1 protein-coding gene is annotated in these 25,343 nt (G+C 46.0%); it reads right to left on the bottom strand.

What is annotated here, in order from left to right; translation table 11 throughout:
- Positions 1 to 41: 41 nt before the first annotated feature.
- Entirely contained in the window at positions 42 to 25,334 is a 25,293-nt protein-coding gene (locus tag AB6E54_RS15590) for a retention module-containing protein (protein ID WP_372106152.1), read from the bottom strand.
- Between the last annotated feature and the right edge of the window lie 9 nt (positions 25,335 to 25,343).

Below are 25,343 nucleotides of genomic sequence, written 5' to 3'. Positions count from 1 at the left end.
GTTTAATCGTTAGATTCTAATAGCTAGCCTCCAATTTAGCGTTAACCGTGAGTGATGACATTTTGTTGCACTAACGCATCCAAAATATCCGAAGGCATGGTGCTACTTAAGGTTAGCTTTGGCGCAAGGTCTTCAACCACAATCACCTGTTCCGTAGTACCTAAGCCATCCGGGTTGATCGTAAGCTCAATATCATCCCCGTCCACTTTCGCGTCTATCTGTTTTAGCAACGCGGTCATGTCTGGAGATGTATTTTTAAGCTCCGGCAACACTTCTCTCAAGTCAATGCTGTCCCCTTCCGACAAATCAAAGTCGGTAATCGTATCTTCAACACCATCTTCGATGTTAAGCCATACGAACGAGTCCATACCATCACCACCAGTCAGAATGTCTGAGCCTCCGCCGCCAATCAGGGTGTCGTTACCGTCACCGCCAACAAGCGTATCGTCACCTGCGCCACCTTCAAGTCGATCATTCCCTGAACCACCCGTTAAGTCAGTCGCATTAGCACCAGCCAGTAACTGAACATCATCGGTTTCCGAAGCCAAGTTAATATCAACTGCGTTAGACACAATGTTCAAGTTAAGGTCAATCGATGCAGAGGTTGCTGTATCGTTGTTGTCAGTCTCTTCAGAAACCGCCTCGACTTTCAGTGTGTAGTTACCTGGAGTTTGAGAAAGCCCAACCGCTTGCAAGCTTTCAATTGCATCTGCCGTTGCTACCCAAACACCACCGCCAAGATCCGTCACAGAACCCGCAGCACTGGTGATTTGAGCGCCAGCAGGTACATCACTGATATGCAGCGTTAGCTCTTCTGTAATGTCCGTTAAGGCTGCGATAATCCCAACTAAAGGAATGCCACTCGCACTCACAGACTGACTCGCAGTAATGTTTCTCACGTAGTTAGTCGCACTATCGATAGACAGGGTTGGTGCATTCGCCACTGGCGTCACCGCGATGTTGTAAACCACAGGTGCTGTCTCTATCGCAATACCTGAAGGGTTGCCGCTGTCTTTGGCAACAACTTCTAATCCAATGCTATTGGTTGGAGACAGGCTCGCATCAAGGAAAACACCATTTGGACTGGTTGGCGTATCAATCAACGCATTCAGGTCACTCAATGTCCCCACTAAGATGACTGAACCCGTGTTGTTGCCGTTAACAACAACCGTCGTCACTGCTGGAAGTGATACATTCAATGTACCGTAATCCACCGTCAGCGTGACGGTCATCAGATCATCAGAAAATGTATCTACATAATCAGGGTCACTGACATTGATACCACTCAACAGTTGACCAGCATCCTCGTCAATAACCGTAGTGACACTGTCACCATTAACGACCGGTGTATCGTTCACTCCATCGACAATCGCGGTGATCTCCGCTGTATCCGTTAGGAAGTCATTAGCGCCGTTGGTTGTACCATCATCCTCTACGGTATAGGTAAACTTAACGTTGCCGTTGTATTCATCAGCTGCCGTAAATACCCAGTATGGGCCAGTGATCGTAGCATCATCAGCACCACCTACGTTCTCGAAGCGTTGTAGTTGACCTTGGCCTTCATCGAGCGCCAGATTAGTCACGGTAATCGTGTCGTTTTCCGGATCGCTCGTCGCAGCAATTAAATCGCCCTCTTTGATGATCAACTGACCTTCTTCAAGGATGTTGCCTAAGTCGATGTCCGTTGCTACAGGAGCGTCATTCACTTCCGTTACTTCAAGACTAATTTCAGCACTGTCGGTTAGGAAGTCATCCGCGCCATTAGTTGTACCGTCATCAGTAATTGAGTAATTGAATTTAACGTCACCGTTAAAGTCGTTGTCCGCTACAAATAGCCAGAATGGTCCGGTAATCGCCGCGTCATCGGCGCCACCTGCATTTTCAAAGCGGGTTAGTTGGCCTTGTCCCTGAGTCAGAGTTACACCAGTTACTGTTAAGTTGTGGTTTTCTGGGTCAGAGCTTGCTGCAATTAAATCCCCTTCAACAATGACGATTTGACCATCTTCTGCAATCGAACCTAAATCAACGTCTGTCGCGACAGGTGCATCATTCACTTCCGTTACGATGAGGCTAATTTCAGCGCTATCGGTCAAGAAATCATCCACACCATTGGTTGTGCCATCATCGATAATGGAATAGTTGAATTTCACATCACCGTTGAAATCATTATCTGCAACGAACAGCCAGAATGGTCCGGTAATCGCCGCGTTATCGGCGCCACCTGCGTTTTCAAAGCGCGTTAATTGGCCTTGTCCTTGAGTCAGGGTTACACCCGTAACCGTCAGGTTATGGTTTTCAATGTCAGAACTTACTGAAATCAAGTCTCCTTCCACAATCACTATTTGACCATCTTCAGCAATCGAACCTAAATCAACATCAGTTGCCACAGGAGCGTCATTCACTTCCGTTACTTTAATGGTGAAAGTAGTTTGGTTGGTCTGTGCTGTATTCGGATCACCCGCATCAATCAAGCCATTATTACCGCCGTCATCGAGTGTTGCATTAATCGTGACTAAACCACTCTGGTTGAGATAGTTCTGGTCTGGGTCTGGTTTGAAAGTCACGGCTCCATTAGTCAATGCGGTATTGATGTCGGCTTCTTTACCGGTAATCACCAATGAGCCACCAGGTTGCAATACAAACGTCACGTCAGGTGAGCTCGTAAACTCAAACACACCTTGCGCTCCCGGAAGTGTTTGATCGACTTGCAACGTAAGAACATACGGAGCGTCTGGATTATCAAAGTTAGCATCAACGTCGTAGATACTAAAGTTGTCGATAGCAACACTAATGTCTTCCGATGTTTCAATATTCGTTACGTTCACAAAGATCGGTTGATCGTTAATAGGATCAATCACCAGATCAACATCGAAGCTGGTTGGCGTCCCCAAATATTCGGTGTTATCAGCGTCAGTATCCACAGAGCGAACGGTAATCTGCAGCGGGCCATTAATGCCTAATACATTACCCGTATCGCTATTGTGTTCACCTGAATTGAATACGATCTTATCGAGCGACTGTGCAGGAACATCAAGTGTCCAAAGCTGCGTAACTGGATCATAACTAGCCAAGGTTGTGCCGTCTGGATAATAGATAGAGGCATCTTGAGGAACGCCCGCAACTTCTACTCGAAGTGTCTCTGGTGCATTCTCGGTATAAGTGCCGTTGCCCGTTGCAGATAGCTCTTTATCCAAAATCGTCGCATTGATTTCGATATCAATGTTTTGACCTTCGTTACCTGTCACAGAATCTGTTGGATTAGTATCAACATCATCACCCACAGGTACCACATGCAGCTTAAAGCTTGGCAGATTTGATGCTGCAGTAGGCACACCCAACAAAGATTCTTGAGTAAATACGGCAACACCAAATTCAGCCGTACCACTGAAGTCCTTAGGCGGTAAAATCGAAATCTCACTCAAGTCGAACGATAACCCTGATGCTTGAGGTAGTTGAACACTCCACTCACCACCACCATTATTCTTCACCGTGTATGCCGAACCAGCATCTGCACGCATCTGGAAGCCATCAGGTACATCTGTAAACTTAATCGACACAAACTGTTCTGAGCCATCAAGGTCAGTCAGTGCAATCGATACAGGCCCTGTGCCCGACAAAGAAATCAGCTGGTCCTCAGTACCCGTAATCTCGATAACATCAGGATCGCTACCCGGGCCAGTGACAGACACGTCATCCACCACAGGAACGACTTCAAAACTGACATTGGTAGAGAAAGTATCGGTATCAGTCGCGCTGCCAGTTGGCGAAGCTGCATCATTGTATGTAGCAGTATCGGTAATCGTCCCGCTGACATTCACTTGCACCTGATTTACGTCATTATCTGTTGGGTAATTTAACGCCGGTCGGAATAGTACATTATCCAACGCGCCTGCATTAATCTCAGCTTCATTAAAGGTCACCGATGTGCCAAGCGATACCCCTGCGCTGGTATAGAAAGCCCCAACACTCGTGTCATTTAACGTCAGTGTGATAGAGGTGAATTTTTCGTCACCACCTTCAACTCCGCTTACTTGGTCATCAATGGTCGAGCTGAAATCAAGTTGGATATAGGTATCTTCGTAGCCGACTGGATCTTGCCCTGCTTGACCGTCGGTATCGACAGGGTTAAACGAATCGTCAAGCGAACCAACGACAGTAACGTCAATATCTGGGTTACCTTCAACATCAGGAGCAACTTTAATGACTACTTCTGTCACTAGAGTTTTCTCATCCCCCGACAATACGTCTTTAGTTACTATCGTCAACGGCAACCTAAAGTCGCCGGAGTAGTCGGCTGGTAAGTTAAGCAGTAGTCCAGAGAGGTCGGTCGAGACCCCTTGATCGACGGTAGTCTGGAATACATATTTGCCATTAACAAAGTCTAGGTCGCTGCTTCCCGATAAACTAATTGGGAAGGTGACTTCGTTCACCGCTCCTGGATTAATGGTCACACTGTCATCAATAATGATGGTCACTTGATCAGTTGAGTCATCTTCGCCCGAGAAAGTAATTAAACCATTCAATGCCGTACCTAGATCTAACTGGGTGTCCTCAATCGCATCAACAACACTGTCTGGTGTTATATCAATATCGGCTGCAACCTTAGTACTCCCAGCCACCACTTGAGGGAATGACAGAGTGACTTCTCCGTCCCTACGAGCGGCCGTAGATGACTCAACCTCAGCACCATCACCTCGGTCTATTACCGTGCTAAAGATATCCATCTTGATGTCATTGAACCCTCCTGCCCCGCTGTTTCCTGAAGGAAGAACAAGGCCGTTCGATGCACTGATGCTAAATATGTCTTCATTCGTTACAACCCAGCGCCCATTGCCTTCATAAGCAGCGCCAATAACGAGCAGTTGATTGAGTACAGCATCTGATAGCTCCGAACCGTCCACGTTTGTTAATTCAATAACTAACTGGTCAACTTCTTCGATAGCGGACGAAGCATCTGTTTCTTGATATCGAATGACGAACTCATCCGTAACCGATGTATTATCGCTGTTGGTTGTGAACTTAAGCACGCCAGTGTTTGCATCAGCAACTACGGTTGCTAGTGCTCCAGTACCCAGCACATCATCGACGATAAGCTTGTTGCTAGCGTCTTTCGGCTCAACGACTGGACGTACGATAACATCAATCGAGCCCGTGATTGTAGCGGTAGCGATGCCCTGACCAGGATCAGTCGCATCAACATACTCATGATCTCGCTCTTCGATCATGACAACCGTATTAAGCGTAAAGTCGGTGCTCGAGTCTTGTTCAGGTGTGATCTGAATAAAATTATTGTTCAGTGCAATTTGAGTAAACTCTTCTGCCGTCTGTCCACTCTTCGGCGTAATGGTTAAAGTGCCTGCTGAAGCATCGTAAACCCAAGTTACATCGCCATTAACCACAACACTTTCAACATCTGTCGGAATGGCACTGATCACAATAGAAGTGAAATGCTCATCATCATCAATATAATCAGTACCCTCTGGGTGCCAATCAATACTGATCGCCGTATCTTCATCGCCATTAGTGACTGTGCTGTACGTCGCTGAGGTATCGATTCTAGGTTCGACCAACACTCGCACTTCTTGGTCAAACGTAAGCGTATGACCGTCATTCTCAGTCACGATCACTTTACCCTGAATGTGAATGTTCTCTGTTGAAGAATCGACAGGTCTGATGCGGATTCCTGAGGTTTTAACTGCGTCAGTGATGTTCGCTTCGTAGATAGGTTTAGAAAGATCGGGGCTACCACCCGGACCGGTTTCGTAACCGACAAAGTTAAGGTCAATAATGGTACCGTCACCGTCTTCCAGAATAACGCCATCAGGAATACCCGAGAGGATAACGGTTATGGATTCTGAACCATCGTCAGGTAATGGGGTTTGATCTACTGCTGCAGGATCAGGTCTTCTCTCTCCCGACAACACGGTGAAATCAAGCTCGGCGTAGCTGTCTCCATTCTGGCTCTCTTGGATCGTGGTTTGAACACCAGGTGTTGTGCCATCGGTGATTGCTGTCCAAGCCGAACCGTTTGTACCGCCATAAGGAATATCTGCAACCCCTTTAACCTCAACGTTAACCGTTTTAGTTCCTAGGATTTCTTCATCAACTTGTGCACCAGTAGAGAGGTTCGCAGTGTCTTTAACCACACCGGTTACATCAAAAGTAAAATCGACATTGCTGTGTTTAGTCGGAACAATCTCTACGTTGGCGAGATCGGAATACGCCACTTCCTGATAATCAATACCGTTAATGGTGATTGTAGGAACTGGGGTCGTAGTTCCAAGGAAATAAAGCACCGCCCCTTCGGTAATATTACTGATACGAACAAATAGCTCTTCTGAACCATCAGTGTCCACTGAGCCGTTCATTGTGATGACTTCGTCTAGCGTGAAGGCATCTTTGTTGTCCAGAGGACCTAGGTAGTCTGGGTCATCAATATTGTCTTCGTTAATACGAATCCTGTTAACACTGAATGAACCAGGATCCGCGTCGGCAGTCACATCAATGATAATATTTTGCTCAACAGAGCGAGCGGTCGTTTTGTCTAACCCGCCGTTCGCTGAGTCATCGTATGGGTTAAGCGTCTCTTCCGTAATTGCCGTCGCTTTGAACTCAATTTGTCCAGAGAAGTTGTCGATTGGGTTAACGACTGTGCTATTGATATCAGCAGATGCGATGATATAAACACCATTAACAGGCGTTAACACATTGCCATTTTGATCAAGTAACTCAAACTTCCCATCACCCTGAATCGCTTCAAGTTCATAGGTAATCGTCTCAGTATTACTGTTATCTTGCGATTCAGCATTCAGCTGCAACGTAACATTGTCTTCATCTTCATTCACTTGATACTGATAAGTACTGTTGGCGTCATCCCACGTTGCAATATCCGCTACCGCTTCAATCTCGATTCTGAAGTTTGAGTTAACGGTGTGATCCGTATTGCCATTTTTCTCAATTTCTAGCTCATAACGAACGCGCCCACCAGTTTCATCCGAACTAGCGTGTTGGTCCGGAACAAAGAACAAGTTGTCTATCGTCGCAATAGTTTGTCTTGGCTCATTCGGATTTGGAGCAAAGCTTTGTTCGAGTTGAGGAGGACCAAATATAATGCTCCCATTTGACTCAGGCACTAATTCAATGTAGTCAGCACCATCAAAGTAATAAAAAGTACCTTGATGACTATCACCTCCGTTCGGGCTTTTAATCGTCAACTGGCCAATAGATTCAGCGTTATCTTGGTCATACAGACTAACTTGCAGCGCAACTTGAGCTGGCGCATTAGGCAAACCATTTTGGTTATCTTGAATATTCTCAAGAGCCGGCTCATCGCCTGTTGCATAAGGTATGGTTGAGTCTCTACCCGCATCCTCGAAGGTCGTCACTTTCAGAGCGATTCTTGTAGAGTCCCTATCAGTAATCGTTATATCTAACGGTGTTTCAGAGGTATCTAAATCGCCATCCGTCGCAATCACATTAATCGAAAAATCGATGGTGTCTAGGCCGTCATGATCGAGATAGCCGTTAGCTCTAAATTCAACCTCGCCATTTGAGTTGATACGCAAACGCCCTAGCTCACGGGTGTCCACGCCACCACTACCATCGTCGGTTTGTTCGTACACTCGTACTTGTTGACTACCGCTATTTAAATCGAAACTGCTGCTGTACGGCCCGCTGTTTCCTGTACGGAAAACAATATCTGCACCATTACTGGTAATGCCCTCAATTCGACTCAGTACCGCGCCATCCGCGCCGACATCCGTCGCATTAGCAAACATGTCAACTTTGGAATTACCATAGCCCTGGCCTTCAATTCGTGTGATCGATTGAGTTGTCACCAATGGAACATCATCAGTCACCGTGATTTTCAAATCGATCGCGTTTGATTGGTCTTGATCAAAATCTTCTGCAACAACAGAAAAGTTAAGGTCAATTGCGTTTTCATTCGCGCCATCAGGGTGCTTAAGTGGTTTAAACAATTCAAACTGATAGCTGTTATCCGAGGTATCGAAAATAATCTCAAACACAGCTTCATTACTCGTTGCAGTTTGAGCAACGTAAGTAAATGTTGTGCCGCTTTGTGAAACAGCAAGCCACTCTAAACTTTCTCCGTTGGAGGTTAAGCCAGTCAGAACCAAATCTTCATCAACCAGTTCATACTTCACAACACCATCCGCGCCTTCATCGACAGTGAACAGGCCATTAATAATGGTGTCTTCAGATTGATCGGAACCAATACCAGTAAGATCGTCTTCATCGACAACCGTTTCACCCGTCGGCGCACTCATTACTGGCGCATCGTCTAGCACCTCGATTGGCAATACATATTGGTTAGAATCATCACCGTCACCATCAACCGCAACGACATCAAATGGAATCGTTAAGGTATTGGAATTCGGGCTTGTTGGGTGGTTTAGAGGACCTAGCAACGTAAACGTATAAGAGCCGTCATTCGCTAGCGCGAGCGTGAAGATAGGAGTTCCACTTGTCGTCGTACCTTGATAGGTCGTTGTGTTGGCGGCACCTGTGACTTCTGTAATAGAAATCGCTTCAGTTCCAGAGGTCAATGTCGCTTCAAGCGCAGAGATATTACGCAGTTCGTAAACCTCTACTTGGTCTGCACCTTCTGTGGTAACAAATGCACCTGTTGCTTGAGAAATCGCAGAGCCGAGATCATCTTCATCAACCACAAATGTGCTGGTCGCTGTCGTATCGGTAATGACAGGCACATCATCGGTGATAGTAACGGTCAAAGGTTTCATCACAGAGTCGGTATTGTCTTGGTCGACCGCGATCACTGGCAGAGTGAATACTTGATCGTTGTTGCCTTGCACAGGCAGATGATCGAGCTCTTCCAACAAAGTGAAGGTGTATTCGCCTAGCACTACACTATTAAAAGTGATGGTAAAGATATCCGTTTGAACACCCCCACTCTCAACGAAACCAATATAGGTTCCGCTGTTGGCTGGATCTTCTTTAAGCTGAACCACTAGGCCATCCGATTTCAAATCACCAGACGTGTTGAACTGAGTGGTATCAATACGGAAATAGCTCACATCATCACTTCCCGCTGTGAAAGCAATGGTTTCAGTTTGGCTCACAGGTAAGCTCGGAGATGAACCATCCACGAGATTCGCTTCTTCCAATGCAACCGTTGGTACAGTATCAATTACCGGTGGAGCACCATCTGAAATCGTCAATGTCACGGTCGAAGTAACAATATCACCGTCTTTATCTTCTGATGTCACGGTAATCGTCTTAACGATATCACCACCAGAATGATTCAGGTTTCGATTAGGCTCAAAGCGCACATCACCTTCAAGCGTGATAAACAACGAACCTTCCGTAAATACAAACTCTTGCTCACCAGTGTTGGTTTGCACCAGAGACTCTTCAGGCTGACTACCATAAGTAAATTTGGTTATGGTGGCGCCATCAGCACTTTGCGCAGGCATCACATCAAATGTCGTTGTGGTAGGTGTGCCCGTGCTTGGTTCAGTGATGCTAAGCGCACCAGACTTCATTAACTGGACATCATCGGTAATGGTTACTGAAAGCGGTTTAGACGCTGAAATATCGCCATCGGTGTCTTGCGCGTAAACAGAAAGATCAAAACTCAGATCGTTGCTTCCTAAGCCATCAACGTGATCCAAACGCTCAAGCAGCGTAAAGGTATACTGGCTAGGATTAGTATCATCAAAATCTAGGGTGAATATGATTTTCTCACCACCCGAACCATCCGTCGTAAACGCAATGTAGTCGCCAGAACCCGCAGGCTCCTCACGTAAACTCAATTCAAGGCCATCAGACTTCAACACGCCGTTGGTATTGAACAGCCCAGCTTCAACGACTATTTTTCCAATGTCATCACTGCTCGCTAGCGAGGTGATAGTCTGAGTCACACTGACAGGCGTTCCGCTAGGTGTCGAACCATCCGCAAGTAAGCTTTCCGACAAGCTGACACTTGGCACAACGTTGATTGTTGGTCCATCGCCATCAACAATCGTAAGCGTGACTGTTGATGAAAAGGTATCTTTATCAAAGTCAGAAGACGTAAACACAATCGACTTAACAATGTCGCCCGCAGAATGATCTAGATTTCGGTTTGGTTCGAACCTTACATCACCGCTTAGCGTGACAAACAATGAGCCTTCAGTGAAGGTAAACTCTTGCTCGCCATTGTTAGTTTGATCCAAGGTGATCGCTGAACCGCCACCAAAAGTAAACTGAGTAATGGTCGTCCCATCAGCACTTGGTGTAGGCATTACATCAACAGTAGCAGTGGTTGGTGTGCCAGTATTTGGCTCTGTGATGCTTAACGTGCCATCTTGCATCTGTTGAATGTCATCTTGTATCGTTACCATGACATCGCGTTTAACCGAATCATCACCATCGGTATCAACGGCGTAAACAGGCAGGTTGAAGTTGAGGCTGTTATTAAGATCACCATCAAGGTGATCTAACGCCTCAATCAAAGTGAAGGTGAACTGCCCTTTATTAACGCTATCAAAATCAATGGTGAATACATTAGTTACGTTACCGGCCCCGTCATCAGTAAACCCGATGTAGTCGCCAGGTGAAGCAGGATCTTCTTTTAACTGAACAACAAGACCATTTGATTTGAGTAGGTCGCCAGGATTGAACTCGTTGGTTGCAATTCTAAAGTGGCTTAAATCATCACTACCCACGGTATAAGTGATCGTTTGTGTCGAGCTAACCGCTGAACCACTCGGCATAGAGCCATCAGCAAGACCAACTTCCGATAGGTTAATATCTGGCACTACATCGATAACCGGATCAATTCCGTCTTTGATCGTCAACGTGACATCCGCGGTATCGGTATCGTTATCAAAATCACTGGTCGTCACGACTATCGTTCTCACGATATCGCCAGATGAATGGTCTAGATTTCTACTTGGTTCAAAGCGCACCTCACCTTCAATCGTGATGTACAGTAAGCCATCGGTTACGGTAAAAACTTGTTCTGTAGACACAGTTGGGTCTAACGTAACAGCCGTGCCACCATCGTAGATAAACTGAGTCACTTTCGCGCCATCAGCACTCTGTGTCGGCATAACGTCGATTGTTGGCGTGGTTGGCGTACCTGCTGCTATATCAGCAAGTGAAGGCTCAGTGATACTTAACGCCCCATCTTGAACGCCTTGTACATCATCGGTGATCACCACGGTCATTGGCGACATTGCAGAATCATCACCATCGGTATCAACCGCTAAAACAGGGACATCGAAACTTAGAGTATTGTTTTGTAATCCATCTGTATGGTCTAACGCTTCAAGCAGTGTGAACGTATATTGCCCTAGATTGGTTGTCGAGAAACTGATCGTGAAGACGTTGGTTTCGACGTTAGAACCGTCCTTGACGAAGCCAATGTAATTACCAGAATTCGCTGGCTGCTCTTTAATCTCAACCTCTAATCCATTCGACTTCAAAGCCCCCGAAGTATTGAACTGAGCAGGGTCAATTCTGAAATAACTAACATCGTCACTACCCTCTGAATAGGTAATAACTTGAGTCATCGCCACTGGATTGCCGGTTGGCGAAGAACCATCAGCGAGATCCACTTCTGAGAGCGTAATTCCAGGGACCAAATCGATCGTTGGAAGATCACCATCGGTAATCTTCAATGTCACGGTAGATGAGACGATATCACCATCAAGGTCAGTAGATGTAACAACAATCGTCTTAGTAATATCACCACTCGTGTGATCTTGATTTCGCACAGGCTCGAATCGTATCTCACCTTCTGTGGTAATAAATACAGAACCTTCAGTGAACACAAACTCTTGCTCGCCATTCACATTGAGATCAAGGCTTTCTGCACTGTTTCCATCAAACACAAATGAAGTGATTTTTGCTCCATCTGCGCTCTGATTTGGCATCACGTCCAGAGTATTCGATGTTTCGACGACTCCAGCAGGCTCACGACTGGTTATTGTGCCGCCTTGCATCAACTGCACATCATCACCAATAGTCACGCCAAGCTGAGAGACTAACGAATCGTCGCCGTCACTATCCACCGCATACACAGGCAGATCAAAACTCAGGTCGTTGTTGCCACGTGCATCTTGATGATCCAAGGCTTCGATTAAGGTAAAGGTGTATTCACCTAAGGTTGTCCCAGAAAAACTCAACGTAAATACTGTGGTTACCGCATTCGACGAGCTGGTTGTAAATCCGATGTAGTTGCCCGACCCTTGCGGATCTTCACGTAATTCAACAGCTAAACCATTCGATGTGAGTGCATCATTGGTATTGAACTCTGTTGGTTCAAGGCGGAAGCGGACCACATCATCACTTTGATTAGTGAAGGTGATGGTTTCGGTTTGACTTACCGCACTGCCACTTGGGGCTGAACCATCCGTCAGGTTCGTTTCAGATAAGCTAACCGTTGGAATAACATCAATGGTTGGAATATCACCATCGGTGATCGTTAACGTAACGGTTGACGTGACTGAGTCTTTGTCGAAATCGCTTGAGGTCACCACTATCGACTTAACAATATCGCCGGCCGTATGGTCAAGATCTCGATTAGGCTCAAAGCGAACTTCACCTTCGAGGGTAATGTACAGTTTGCCTTCTGCGAAGATAAACTGCTGTTCGCCTGCAATATTTTGATCGAGGGTGTTTACGACGCCATCATAAGTGAACTGAGTGATGGTCGCGCCGTCAGCACTTTGGTTTGGCATGACATCAAAAGTAGCCGTGGTCGGTGTACCAGCCGCTAAATCAGCGACGGTCGGCTCGGTAATATTGAGCGCACCACCTTGCATGATTTGAACATCATCATCAATCGTTACATTAAGCTGCGATACCAGTGAATCATCACCATCACTGTCTACCGCATAAACAGGCAGATCAAAGCTCAGATCATTGTTCGCTAGGCCAGCAACATGGTCTAGCGCTTCAAGTAGAGTGAAAGTGTATTCACCTAACGTGGCTGAAGAGAAGCTAATGGTAAACACGGGGACTTCAGCGCTCGAACCGTTGGTAATAAAGCCTATGTAAGTGCCCGGATTAGCAGAATCTTCTTTTATCTCGACCGCAAACCCATTCGATTTCAGTACACCACCGACATTAAACTCAGTTGGTTCAATGCGGAAACTCGTCACATCATCACTTTGGTTAGTGAAAGTAATCGTCTCGGTTTGACTTACTGCGCTACCGCTCGGGCTAGAGCCATCGCTAAGGTTAGTTTCAGATAGAGTAACGCTTGGCACGGCATCGATGGTTGGGATATCACCATCGGTAATCGTCAGCGTAACCGTTGCTGTCACGGGATCGTTATCGAAGTCACTTGAAGTCACCACAATCGACTTCACGATGTCTTCGCTCGTTGTGTGGTCTAAATTACGATTTGGCTCAAAACGCACTTCACCTTCAAGAGTGATAAACAACTCACCTTCTGTGAAGCTAAATTGCTGCTCACCATTGTCAGTTTGATCCAATGTTCGAGTTTGACCATCATACGTAAATTGAGTGATCGTCGCGCCATCGGCACTTTGTTCTGGCATCACATCGATGGTATTGGTTGTTACAGTACCACCAGCCAAATCAGCAACATTCGGTTCAACGATATCTAATGTGCCGTTTTGCATGATTTGGACATCATCACCAATGGTCACGTTAAGTTGAGACACCAACGAGTCATCGCCATCGCTATCGACCGCGTAAACCGGTAAGTCGAAACTCAAACTATTATTTGCGAGGCCATCTACATGGTCTAGTGCTTCAAGTAACGTAAATGTGTATTGACCTAGATTTGTATCCGAGAAGCTAATGGTAAAGACGTTGGTTTCAACATCCGACGTGTCTTTAACAAAACCGATATAATCGCCAGCACTGTTAGGATCTTCTTTTAGCTGAACCGCCAAGTTGTTTGACGTTAACGTACCTAGAGTATTGAACTCTGTTGGCTCGATACGGAACGACTCAACATCGTCACTCTCATGAGTATACTGAATGACTTTGGTGTCGCTGACCGCAGAATTCGACGGATCAGAGCCATCGGTTAGATTCGTTTCAGATAGTGAGATTGGTGGAATGACATCTATGGTTGGGACATCGCCGTCCGTAATCGTAAGCGTCACTGTCGAGGTAAGAACGTCATCATCGCCATCGCTTGATGTCACAACGATATTTTTAACAATATCGCCTGCTGAGTGGTCTAAATCTCGGTTCGGCTCAAAGCGCACTTCCCCTTGAGTCGTAATAAACAGTGAGCCTTCGGTGAAGGTAAACTCTTGCTCGGTCGCATCATTCGGGTCTAGAGAGTAAGCGGTGCCGTCATAGGTAAATTGAGTCACGCTCGCGCCATCGGCACTCGCGAATGTTAATACATCGAAAACGGATGTCGTTGGCGTACCTGCAGCTAAGTCGGCGACAGTAGGCTCTTCAATCGTCAGATCGCCACTAGCCATCACTTGAACATCATCGGTAATAGTGACTGACAGAGGTGACATTAAAGAATCATCACCGTCGGTATCAACCGCGTAAACTGGTAGTTCAAACGTGAAGTCGTTATTGCCACGACCATCCTCGTGGTCGATATTCTCCAACAGCGTAAAGGTATATTGCCCCAGAGTCGCAGCGCTAAAGCTTAATGTGAAAATCTGTGTTTCTACATTCGAGGCACTAGTTGTAAAACCAACATAGTTACCTGAGCCTGTCGGATCTTCTTTCAGATCAATTGGCAGACCATCGGATTTCAATGAGTCATCACTGTTGAACTCACTTGGCTCTAAACGGAATTTCTCAACATCATCGCTTTGATTCGTGAATGAGATGGTTTCTGTTTGACTCACCGCACCCATGATTGGTGACGAGCCATCCGCTAAATCTGCTTCAGCAAGCGCGATGCTTGGCACCGATTCAATCGTTGGGATATCACCATCAATAATCGTCAGTGTGACAGTGGCCGTTTCAACATCGATATCGCCATCGCTTGACGTAAAGACGAGAGATTTAACGATATCGCCATCTTCGTGGTCTAAATCACGGTTTGGCTCAAAGCGCACGTGACCTTCGATGGTGACGAACACATCACCCTCAGTGAACGTAAATTTCTGCTCACCTGTGATTGTTGGATCTAGAGTTTGAGCGGTACCACCGTCATAAGTGAACTGGGTAATCACTGCGCCATCGGCACTTTGCGCCGTCATTACATCAATGGTGTTGGTTGTGATTGTTCCGTCTGCAAGATTTGGCTCAGTGATATCTAACGTACCGTCTTGCATGATTTGAACATCATCACCAATGGTCACATTGAGTTGAGACACCAGTGAATCATCGCCATCACTGTCTACCGCATAAACAGGAAGATCAAAACTCAGATCGTTCTTATCTAGGCCATCTGCATGGTCTAGCGCTTCAAGTAAGGTGAAGGTGTATTCGCCCAACGTACTTGTAGAGAAAGCAATCGTGAATACAGGAACTTCAGTATTCGAACCATCGGTAATAAAACCGATATAAGTACCCGGATTAGCCGAATCTTCTTTTATCTCAACCGCAAATCCATTCGATTTCAGTGCACCGCCCACATTGAACTCTGTTGGCTCAATACGGAAACTCGCCACATCATCACTTTGATTGGTGAAGGTAATCGTCTCTGTTTGACTTACAGCACTGCCGCTTGGCGCTGAGCCGTCACTAAGATTAGTTTCAGACAGAGTAACGCTTGGCACTGCATCAATGGTTGGGATATCACCATCAGTAATAGTCAGAGTGACCGTTGACGTCAGTACATCGTTATCTAAATCGCTTGAAGTCACCACAATCGACTTCACGATGTCTTCGCTCGCTGTGTGGTTTAGATTGCGATTTGGCTCGAAACGCACTTCACCTTGCAAGGTGATGAACAGTGAACCTTCAGTAAATACAAACTTCTGTTCACCGGTGTCGTTTTGGTCGAGTGTTATTGCCGCCCCGCCATCGTAAGTAAACTGAGTGATTGTCGCGCCATCGGCACTTTGGCTAGGCATCACATCAACAGTGGCTGTCGTCGGAGTACCTGCAGCCAAATCAGCAACCGTTGGCTCAATAATATTAAGCACTTGGTTTTGCATGACCTGTACATCATCACCAATGGTCACATTCAGTTGAGACACCAGTGAATCATCACCATCGCTATCAACCGCATAAACAGGAAGATCAAAAGTCAGATCATTCTTCACTAAGCCATCTACATGATCCAACGCTTCAAGCAGGGTGAAGGTGTATTGACCTAAATTGGTATCCGAGAAGCTAATCGTAAACACGTTAGTTTCAACGTTCGAACCATCAGTCACAAAACCGATGTAGCCACCCGGTGTAGTTGGGTCAGCTTTCAGTTCGACCGCCAATCCGTTCGATTTCAGAGCACCACCAACATTAAAATCAGTCGGTTCAATACGGAAACTCGTCACGTCATCACTTTGGTTAGTAAAGGTAATGGTTTGAGTTGAACTTACCGCACTTGCATTCGGAGCAGATCCGTCGCTCAGATTCGTTTCTGACAGAGTAACGCTTGGCACCGTGTCAATCGTTGGGATATCGCCATCAGTAATGGTTAGCGTTACCGTTGAAGACACAAGATCGCTATCGGAATCACTTGAAGTTACGACTATCGACTTCACGATATCGCCACCAGTATGGTCAAGGTTACGACTTGGTTCGAAACGAATATCGCCTTGCAGAGTGATATATAATGCCCCATCAGCAACCACGAACTTCTGCTCACCTGTATCGTTTTGATCAAGCGTTAATACCGCCCCACCATCATAAGTGAACTGAGTAATGGTCGTGCCATCAGCACCTTCTTCATCAAGTACATTAACGGAAGCTGTCGTCGGAGTACCTGCTGCCAAATCTGCAACCGTTGGCTCTTCAATTGTGAGAGAGTCATTAACCATCACTTGAATATCATCAGTGATAGTTACAGCCAGTGGCGACATTAGCGAATCATCACCGTCGCTATCAACCGCGTAGACTGGCAAGTTGAATGTTAGATCGTTATTGCCTTGAACAGGCGTGTGGTCAATCGCTTCCAGAAGCGTGAAGGTGTACTCACCCAAAGTGGTACTGCTGAAATCGAGTGTAAACACAGTGGTTTCGACATTCGAAATATCGGTCGTGAAACCAATATAATTGCCGGATCCTGTTGGTTCCTCTCGAATCTCAATGATCAAGCCATCGGACTTGAGCGCGTTGTTAGTATTAAATTCACTTGGTTCTAAACGGAATTTCTCAACATCGTCACTTTGATTAGTGAAAGTGATGGTTTCCGTTTGACTAACCGCGCTGCCACTTGGCGATGAGCCATCAGTTAAATCAGCTTCTTCAAGTACAACGCTCGGTACCGAATCGATAGTCGGATTATCACCATCAGTAATGGTCAGCGTAATGGCTGAAGTCACCGGATCGTTATCGAAGTCGCTTGAAGTCACTACTATCGACTTCACGATATCTTCGCTAACGGAATGGTCTAGATCGCGATTAGGTTCAAAGCGCACTTCACCTTCAAGGGTGATAAACAACTCGCCTTCTGTGAAGCTGAACTGCTGTTCACCAGTGTCATTTTGATCAAGCGTTCTTAGCTGACCGTCATAAGTAAACTGAGTGATCGTCGCACCATCAGCACTTTGGTTTGGCATCACATCAATGGTGTTGGTTGTGATTGTGCCGTCTGCAAGATTTGGCTCGATAATATCTAACGTACCATCTTGCATGATTTGAACATCATCACCGATGGTCACATTCAGCTGAGACACCAGTGAATCGTCGCCGTCCGTATCAACCGCATAAACCGGCAGATCAAAACTCAGATCGTTCTTATCTAAACCATCCGCATGGTCTAACGCTTCAAGCAGAGTAAAGGTGTATTCACCCAACGTACTCGTAGAGAAAGCAATCGTGAATACAGGAACTTCAGTATTCGAGCCATCGGTAATAAAACCGATGTAAGTTCCCGGATTAGCCGAATCTTCTTTTATCTCAACGGCAAAGCCATTCGATTTCAGTGCTCCACCCACATTAAATTCAGTAGGTTCAATACGGAAACTCGCCACATCATCACTTTGATTGGTGAAGGTAATTATCTCGGTTTGACTGACTACACTGCCGCTTGGCGCAGAGCCATCGGCTAAATTAGTTTCAGACAAAGTAACACTTGGTACCTCATCAATCGTTGGGTTATCGCCATCAGTAATGGTCAGCGTCACTGTGGAAGTCAGTACGTCATTATCTGAATCGCTTGAGGTCACCACTATCGACTTCACGATATCTTCGCTAGCTGTGTGGGCTAGATTTCGGTTTGGTTCGAAGCGTACTTCACCTTCAAGAGTGATGAACAACTCGCCTTCAGTGAAGCTAAATTGCTGCTCACCATTGTCAGTTTGATCCAGAGTGCGAACTTGACCGTCATACGTAAACTGGGTGATCGTCGCGCAGTCAGCGCTTTGCTCTGGCATCACATCGATGGTGTTGGTTGTGATTGTGCCATCTGCAAGATTTGGCTCAGTGATATCTAACGTACCACCTTGCATGATTTGAACATCGTCACCAATGGTTACGTTAAGTTGAGAAACCAATGAATCATCGCCATCACTGTCGACGGCGTAGACTGGCAGATCAAAGCTCAGATCGTTATTTGCAAGGCTATCCGCATGATCCAACGCTTCAAGCAAGGTGAAGGTGTATTGACCTAAATTGGTATCCGAGAAGCTAATCGTGAACACGTTAGTTTCAACGTTCGAACCATCAGTCACAAAACCGATGTAGCCACCCGGTGTAGTTGGGTCAGCTTTTAGCTCAACTGCCAATCCGTTCGATTTCAGAGCACCACCAACATTGAACTCCGTTGGTTCAATACGGAAGCTTGTCACATCATCACTTTGAGTGGTGTAAGTAATAGTTTGAGTTGAACTCACCGCGCTGCCACTTGGTGCAGAGCCATCACTCAGATTTGTTTCCGACAAGTTCACAGTTGGAACATTATCAATGGTTGGGATATCACCATCGGTAATGGTCAACGTGACGGTTGAGGTCAACACATCGTTATCGGAGTCACTAGACGTCACCACGATCGATTTCACTATGTCTTCGTTCAGCGTGTGGTCTAGATTACGATTAGGCTCAAAGCGCACTTCACCTTGAAGCGTGATGAATAGTTCACCTTCTGTGAAGCTAAACTGCTGCTCGCCGTTATCATTTTGGTCAAGCGTTCGAAGTTGGCCATCATAAGTGAATTGCGTCACCGTTGCGCCATCAGCACTTTGACTTGGCATCACATCAATGGTGGTGGTTGTCACAATGCCATCGGCAAGATTTGGCTCGACGATATCTAACGTATCATCTTGCATGATTTGAACATCATCGCCGATAGTGACGCTTAACGGAGACATCAGTGAATCATCGCCATCACTGTCTACCGCATAAACAGGCAGTTCAAAACTGAGGTCGTTGTTGCCGCGGGCATCTTGGTGGTCCAACGCTTCGATGAGCGTGAACGTGTATTCACCTAATGACCCAGAATTAAAGCTTAATGTGAATACTGTAGTTTCTACGTTTGTGGCACTGGTCGTAAAACCAATGTAGTCACCCGACCCTGTCGGATCTTCACGTAACTCAACGGCTAAACCGTTCGATTTAAGATCGTCGTTAGTATTGAACTCCGTTGGCTCAATACGGAAACGAACCACATCATCACTTTGATTGGTAAAAGTAATAATTTGAGTCGAGCTTACCGCGCTGCCACTTGGAACAGAGCCATCGCTCAGGTTAGTTTCAGAAAGAGTAACGCTCGGAATAACGTCAATCGTAGGGTTATCACCATCCGTAATCGTCAGCGTTACGGTTGAAGTCAGAGCGTCATTATCAAAATCACTTGAAGTCACCACAATCGACTTCACGATGTCTTCGCTTACCGAGTGGTCTAAATTACGATTTGGTTCAAAGCGCACTTCACCTTCAAGGGTGATATAAAGCTTACCTTCCGTGAAGCTAAACTGCTGCTCACCAGTGTCATTCTGATCAAGTGTTCTTAGTTGACCGTCATAGGTGAACTGAGTGATCGTCGCGCCATCAGCACTCTGATTTGGCATCACATCAATGGTGTTGGTTGTGATTGTGCCATCAGCCAGATTTGGCTCGATGATATCTAACGTACCGTCTTGCATGATTTGGACATCATCACCGATGGTCACGTTTAGCTGAGACACCAATGAATCATCGCCGTCCGTATCGACCGCATAAACAGGCAGATCGAAGCTCAGATCGTTCTTATCTAAACCATCTACATGGTCTAACGCTTCAAGCAGAGTAAAGGTGTATTCACCCAATGAGCTCGTAGAGAAAGCAATCGTAAACACTGGGATTTCAGCGCCCGAACCGTTGGTAATAAAGCCAATGTAAGTACCCGGATTAGCCGAATCTTCTTTTATCTCGACCGCAAATCCATTCGATTTAAGTGCACCGCCCACATTGAACTCGGTTGGCTCAATACGGAAACTCGCAACATCATCACTTTGATTGGTGAAGGTAATCGTCTCTGTTTGGCTTACTGCACTGCCGCTTGGTGAAGAACCATCTGCAAGATTCGTTTCAGAGAAAGTGACACTTGGCACCGCATCAATGGTTGGGATATCACCGTCAGTAATGGTCAGAGTGACCGTTGACGTCACCACATCGTTATCTAAATCGCTTGAGGTCACCACTATCGACTTGACGATATCTTCGCTAACCGTGTGGTCTAGATTGCGATTTGGTTCGAAGCGTACTTCACCTTCAAGAGTGATGAACAACTCACCCTCTGTGAAGCTAAATTGCTGCTCACCTGTGTCCGTTTGATCCAGTGTTCGAACTTGACCGTCATACGTAAACTGAGTGATCGTCGCACCATCGGCACTTTGTTCTGGCATCACATCGATGGTATTGGTTGTCACTGTGCCGTCTGCAAGATTTGGTTCAGTGATATCTAACGTACCACCTTGCATGATTTGAACATCATCACCAATGGTCACGTTAAGTTGAGACACCAACGAGTCATCGCCATCGCTATCGCTATCGACCGCGTAAACCGGTAAGTCGAAACTCAAATTATTATTTGCGAGGCCATCTACATGGTCTAGTGCTTCAAGTAAGGTGAAGGTGTATTGACCTAAATTGGTCTCCGAGAAACTAATCGTGAACACATTGGTTTCAACATTCGAACCATCAGTAACATAACCGATGTAGCCGCCCGGTGTGGTTGGGTCAGCTTTCAGCTCGACAGCTAATCCGTTTGATGTGAGAGTGCCGCCAAAATTGAACTCAGTCGGTTCAATACGGAAGCTGGTCACATCATCACTTTGAGTGGTGTAAGTAATAGTTTGAGTTGAGCTAACCGCGCTACCGCTTGGTGCAGAGCCATCACTCAGATTGGTTTCCGACAAGTTCACAGTTGGCACATTATCAATGGTCGGAATATCACCATCGGTAATGGTCAGCGTGACGGTTGAGGTAAGCACATCGTTATCGGAGTCACTAGATGTCACCACGATTGATTTCACAATGTCTTCGTTCAGCGTGTGGTCGAGATTGCGGTTGGGCTCAAAGCGCACTTCGCCTTGAAGCGTGATGAATAGTTCGCCTTCAGTAAAACTGAATTGCTGTTCACCATTGTCATTCTGATCAAGGGTTCGTAGTTGACCGTCATAAGTAAACTGAGTGATCGTCGCGCCATCAGCACTCTGATTTGGCATCACATCAATGGTGTTAGTTGTTACCGTACCATCTGCAAGATTGGGCTCGACGATATCTAACGCAATATCTTGCATGATTTGAACATCATCACCGATAGTGACATTTAACGGAGACATCAGTGAATCATCGCCGTCACTGTCTACCGCATAAACAGGCAGATAAAAGCTGAGCTCGTTGTTACCACGGGCATCTTGATGGTCCAACGCTTCAATGAGTGTGAACGTGTATTCACCTAATATGGTGCTAGAAAAACTCAGCGTAAATACCGTGGTTTCGACATTCGTCGCACTAGTAGTAAAACCAATGTAGTCACCCGACCCTGTCGGCTCTTCACGTAACTCAACGGCTAAACCGTTCGATTTAAGATCATCGTTAGTATTGAATTCCGTTGGTTCAATTCGGAAACGAACCACATCATCACTTTGGTTGGTAAATGTGATGGTTTGAGTGGAGCTCACCGCGCTGCCACTAGGAGCGGAGCCATCAGTCAGATTTGTTTCAGAAAGGGTTACGCTTGGAATAACGTCAATCGTAGGGTTATCACCATCAGTAATCGTCAGCGTTACGGTAGAAGTCAGAGAATCGTTATCGAAGTCACTTGAAGTCACCACAATCGACTTCACGATGTCTTCGCTCGCAGAGTGGTCTAGGTTACGGTTTGGCTCGAAACGCATTTCACCTTCAAGGGTGATGAACAAGCGACCTTCTGCGAAGTTAAACTGCTGCTCGCCTGAAATACTTTGATCCAGTGTATTTACGACACCGTCATAATTGAACTGAGTGATGGTCGCGCCATCTGCACTTTGATCGGGCATCACGTCAATGGTGTTGGTTGTTACAGTGCCGTCAGCAAGATTTGGCTCGATGATATCTAACGTACCGTCTTGCATGATTTGAACGTCATCACCAATAGTCACATTAAGCTGAGACACCAATGAGTCATCGCCATCGCTGTCTACCGCATAAACAGGAAGCTCAAAGCTTAAATCGTTTTTATCTAGGCCATCCACATGGTCTAGCGCTTCAAGTAAGGTAAAGGTGTATTCACCTAACGTAGTAGCAGAGAAACTAATGGTGAATACTGGGATTTCAGAGCCAGAAGCGTTGGTAATAAAACCGATGTAAGTGCCCTGAATAGCAGAGTCTTCTTTTATCTCAACCGCAAACCCATTCGATTTCAGTGTCCCATCGACATTGAATTCAGTTGGTTCAATACGAAATTTAGCTACATCATCACTACCAGCAGTAAAGGTAATCGTCTCGGTAGCGCTGACCGCACTTCCACTTGGAGAGGAACCATCAGCAAGGTTGGCTTCTGAGAGAGTAACTGGCGGGATCAAATCAATGATTGGATCTTGACCGTCAGTGATACTTAGCTCAAGCGATGAAGTGTCAGTGTCTCCATCACCATCTTCAGCTAAAAACGAGAACTGTTTGACGAGAGTTTCACTGCTTGAGTGGTCGATATCACGAGCGACTTCAAAACTAAAATCGCCATTTAGTGAGATGGTTACAACACCCTCAGTAAAACTGAATGTTTGAACAGCATCTGGCAGCAAGCTCTGATCTAGTGAGTAATCAACACCATCATAGTTAAACGATTGAATTGTCGAGCCATCAGCGCCTTCGAAGTTGAATAGGTTATACGAAACAACGGTATCGCCGGCTAAAGTTGGTTCCGTGACTGACTCAACTTTATCAACTAGCTCAACAACATCATCTGTGACATTAACGAGAATCTCTGCGGCTTCTGGTGTACTCGAACCGCCAGATAGTGCAGAACGGTCGCCATCTGCATCAACAGCATAAATTGGCAATGCAAAAGTTAGCAGCGCGTCTTCAGCGCCTTGATGAGAAAGTTCTTCATAAAGATTAAACTCATAGTTGCCCAATGAAGGGCTATCAATTTTAACATCAAAGACCGTAATTCTCGTTCCATTGACCTCAACGTAACCTTCATAAGTTCTTACACCACCGATCTCACCAATCAGCTCAAGTAGCACAGCCTCACCATTTGAAACCAAGGTGCCACCCGTATTAAATTCCGTCGGCTCCAGTTCATAATGGTCGATGATGTCACTTTCAAAAATATCCGCGGTAATACTGCCGCTGCCAGACACTGCCGCCGTGCCCTCTTGTGAGCCGCCAACAATGCCCGCTTCATCAACGTCAATACTGTCAACATTAATGATAACCGGGCTATCGCCATCAGTAATGACAATGTTGATCGTATTGGTTACAACATCTTGGTCAAAATCGGTAATCGTGATCGGCAAAGCAAACGTCAGTGAATCGGTGCCCACTTGTTCTATCGGATTAGACTGCTCGAATTTATAGGTGCCGTCGGTATCAAGGGAGATAGAGAGAACAACCTCACCTCGACCTTGGATGGACAGAGTAATCGTTGTTCCATCATCAGAAAGTCTCGCAAGCGTGTTTTGATTATCACTGAGCAACCCATCAAACTGGTCCAGTGCACCAGCATCAAATACAGCTGATTGAAGATTATCACTACCAATATTGGAGAACGTTCCTTCAATTGCTGCACTGCTAGTTTCTACGTTACTGATATTCACACTTTCAGCAGACGGATCGCCCCCATCAACCACGGCAACTTGCGCATTAATTGGTGTTGCTAATGGGTTTCCGGCGGTGTCTTCACCTTGAATATCAAAAGTGATGTTAATTTGATCGCCTGTATAGGAAACCTGACCGCCACTAACAGACGTTACGTGATCAATTGGTTGAGAAATCGTTGTGGTCAATGAAAGCTCAGCGTTGTTTCCAACACTAACAACATCGATGTCGATGCGTAATACTTCATCGGTGCCTTGAACACCAATGATAGAGTTCGTCGCCGCATCATAAGTAAACGTAACGGGTTGACCACTTGAAGTAATATCACTGTTTAGCTCTGTGAGTAGCGAAGCGAGAGACAGTGCTTCTGGAACAAAAGAATCAGGGGAGAGCGCTAAACTACCAGCAATAATCGTTTCGGTAGTTGTAATAGATTGGGGGTAGGTATTGCCAGAAATGGAGCCTTCGGTGAGCACTTCACTGATTGATTGACCGCCCGATGAACGGGTTATTGTTCTGAACTCTTCTCGGTCTTCATCAACCGTTTGTTCTGCTAGACCTGCGGTCTCAAAAAATGTCGACGGATGAGTTTCGGTGTAGTTGTAGTCAATCGTCACAAAGCCAGCGTTTGCAGAACCTAATCCGCCCCCCGCAGCCGTTGCTTCTAAGATTTGGGTCGGATCGGCACCACCTAAAATGGCTTCTTGGATAGCAGCAAATTCATCATCATCAAAATCTCCTGCATCGGCTTGCTGTAAGTCAAAATTAACTTCTCCAGCGATAGGAGCATCAGCCCACACTAAGTCTTGATCAACACAGCCAACACAATTACTTGCCACCTCAGTGACACCGTTTGGATTACCTAATAACAGCTCTGCTTGGTTTGCAGTGATAACAATCTCGTTTTCACGAATAATATCGCCAACTGAAATTTTTCGTGCGCTTCCATCAGACTTAACCGCAATGACTTCTCCACTCACTGCCTCTACAACTGCAGCTTGGCGCGAAACTTCAATACCCATATATCCCCC

The sequence above is a fragment of the Vibrio sp. 10N.247.311.49 genome (assembly GCF_041467655.1).
GTDB lineage: Bacteria > Pseudomonadota > Gammaproteobacteria > Enterobacterales > Vibrionaceae > Vibrio > Vibrio crassostreae_C.
The sequence above is the reverse complement of the archived record's forward strand: the minus strand, read 5'-3'. Positions and strand labels throughout refer to the sequence as shown.